This is a genomic window from Hydrogenophaga sp., assembly GCF_026125825.1.
Lineage (GTDB): Bacteria > Pseudomonadota > Gammaproteobacteria > Burkholderiales > Burkholderiaceae_C > Hydrogenophaga.
Genome location: NZ_JAHCKK010000200.1, coordinates 1 through 2,557 on the forward strand (window position 1 = coordinate 1; position 2,557 = coordinate 2,557).

Here is a 2,557-nt window from a genome sequence, read left to right on the forward strand (position 1 = left end):
GCGCCGCAGCGCGGGCCGCCCCTGTGCCCGTGTCCCGGTCGCCGCTGCGTTGCGGCGCGGGCCGGGCGAGCCCGATCAATGCCTTTCGATGGACGACTCCACGATGAAATCCCTGCTCATCTCCACCCTGCTGGCCATGACGGCCAGCGCCTGGGCGCAAACGCCCGCCGCCGCTTCTGTTGACGTGAAAGACGCCTGGGTGCGCGCCACCGTCGCGCAGCAAAAATCCACCGGCGCTTTCATGCAACTCACCGCCAGGGCCGACACCCGCGTGGTGGATGCCCGATCGCCCATCGCGGGCGTGACCCAGATCCACGAGATGGCGATGGAAAAAGACGTCATGCGCATGCGCGAGGTCAAAGGCCTGGCGCTGCCCGCAGGCCAGCCCGTCGAACTCAAGCCCGGGGGCTACCACGTGATGCTGATGGACCTCAAGGGCCAGGTGAAGGCCGGTGACGTGGTGCCCGTGACGCTGGTGCTCGAGGGCAAGGACGGCCAGCGCAGCACGCTGGAGGTCAAGGCCACGGCGCGCGCGCTCGGCAGTGCCGGTGCCGCGGCGCCAGCCGCCGCCGAAGACCACGGCAAGCACAAGCACTGAGGCGGCCATGAAAGCCGTTGCTCAACGCGCGTCCGCGCAGGCGGACGCGGGGACGAGGCCGTCCGCCTCCCATGCCGGTTTCCATGCCGTGGCCTGGCGCTGGCACTTCTACGCCGGCCTGTATGTGGTGCCCTTTCTGCTCATGCTGGCCCTCACCGGGCTGGTCATGGTGTTCTTCACCGGTTTCCAGACCCGACTCGGTCCGGCGGTGACGGTGAGCGTGAGGGACCACGCGCCGCTGCCCGTGAGCGTGCAGGCACAGGCCGTGCTGGAGTTGCGCTCGCAGGCCACGCTGCGCGAGTACATCGCGCCGGCCACGCCCGACCGCGCGAGCTGGTTCGTCGTCGCTCGCGACGGCACCACCGAAGCGGTGGCGGTCGACCCGTACACCGCCCAGGTGCTGCAGCTGGTGGACAAGGACCAGACCGGGTTCGCCTGGGCCGAGAAGATCCACGGCACGCTGCTGCTGGGCGATGTGGGCGACCGCCTGATCGAGATCGCAGCGGGCCTGGCCATCGTGATGATCGTCACCGGCTTCTACCTCTGGTGGCCGCGCGGTGGCACGCGCTGGGCCCAGGTGTTGCTGCCCGACCTGCGCCTCAAGGGGCGGCTGTGGTGGCGCTCGCTGCACGCCAGCGTGGGCTTCTGGCTCGGCGCGGTGCTGCTGGTCTTCCTGCTCACGGGGCTTTCCTGGACGGGCGTGTGGGGCGCGAAATTCGCGCAGCCCTGGGGCAGTTTCCCCGCCACGAAGTGGGACGCGGTGCCGCTGTCGGACGCGACGCACGCCACGCTCAATGCCGGGGGCACGCACGAGGTGCCCTGGGGCCTGGAGCAGACCCCGCTGCCGGCCTCGGGTTCGCAACAGGGCGCGGTGGGCGTGCCCGCCGGTCAGCCGGTGGACCTGGACCGCGTGGCCGCGCTCGCCAGGCAGCTCGGCTTCGCTGGCCAGCACCACATCCAGCTGCCCCAAGGCGACACCGGCGTGTACACCCTGTCGGCCGACACCATGAGCGGCGACCTGGGCCGCCCGACGCAGGACCGCACGGTGCACGTGGACCGCTACACCGGCCGCGTGCTGGCCGAGGCCGCCTACGCCGACTACCCGCTGCTGGCCAAGGCCATGGCGGTGGGCATTGCGCTGCACCAGGGCGACCTGGGGCTGTGGAACGCCCTGCTCAACGTGGCGTTCTGCCTGGCCATCGTGTTCCTGTGCGTGAGCGGCATCGTGATGTGGTGGAAGCGCCGGCCCCGGGGCAGCTGGCGGCTGGTGGCGCCGCCTGCCCCACGCGAGCCCTCGTTGTGGAAGGGTGGGGCGCTGGTGATGTGTGGGCTCGCGCTGGCGTTTCCGCTCACGGGGGCGGTGCTGCTCGGCGTCCTGCTGCTCGACTGGCTGGTGGTGTCGCGCCTGCCGGCGCTGCGGACCGCGCTGGGCTGATCAGGCGCTGGGGGCCCGCACCACGCCGGGCGCGGGTGGCGAGCTGGCGCCCGAGCCGCGCTCGAAGGTGACCACGTGGTCCACCTCGGCGCGGATGCCGATCCACTCGCCCACTTCGTGGTTGTGGTGCGAAGGCACGTGCGTCATCAGCACCTCGCCGCTGGCCAGGCGCAGCGTGTAGAGGAATTCGGAGCCCCGAAACGCCTTGCGCAGGATCTGCGCTTTCACCGGAGCGTCGTCATCGTGCACGATGTCGTCGGCGCGCAGCAGCACGTCGCACAGCCCGGCGTCGTAGGCCGAGGGCAGGGGGCATTCCTCCACGTCGTGCAGCGGGCCCAGCGGCGTCTGCACCGAGACCTGGTTGCCCACCATCTGGATCTGCGCCGGTGCGAACACGCCATGGCCGATGAACTCGGCCACGAAGCGCGTGGCCGGGCGGTGGTAGAGCGCGTAGGCGTCGTCCCACTGGTGCAGGCGGCCCTGGTGCATCACGCCGATCACGTCGCCGATGGCGAAGGCCTCCA

3 protein-coding genes are annotated in these 2,557 nt (G+C 71.0%); 2 read left to right on the forward strand and 1 reads right to left on the reverse strand.

Annotated elements, in window-relative coordinates:
* Positions 1-103: 103 nt before the first annotated feature.
* Together KIT86_RS24875 and KIT86_RS24880 are read left to right on the forward strand one after the other, a co-directional pair.
* Positions 104-598 (forward strand): copper chaperone PCu(A)C, encoded by a 495-nt coding sequence (locus tag KIT86_RS24875; RefSeq protein ID WP_297403397.1) that lies wholly within the window; start codon positions 104-106, stop codon positions 596-598.
* A 7-nt stretch (positions 599-605) separates the two neighbouring features.
* A complete protein-coding gene (locus KIT86_RS24880; protein WP_297403393.1) occupies positions 606-2,033 on the forward strand; it encodes a PepSY domain-containing protein in 1,428 nt (475 codons plus the stop codon).
* Here KIT86_RS24880 and KIT86_RS24885 read toward each other — a convergent pair.
* The coding region (locus tag KIT86_RS24885; RefSeq protein WP_297403395.1) for a TOBE domain-containing protein at positions 2,034-2,557 on the reverse strand (524 nt) is incomplete at its 5' end.

Coding starts and splice junctions, on each gene's coding strand:
- KIT86_RS24875 (WP_297403397.1), top strand. CDS start 104: ATGAAATCCCTGCTCATCTCCACCCTGCTGGCCATGACGGCCAGCGCC.
- KIT86_RS24880 (WP_297403393.1), top strand. CDS start 606: ATGAAAGCCGTTGCTCAACGCGCGTCCGCGCAGGCGGACGCGGGGACG.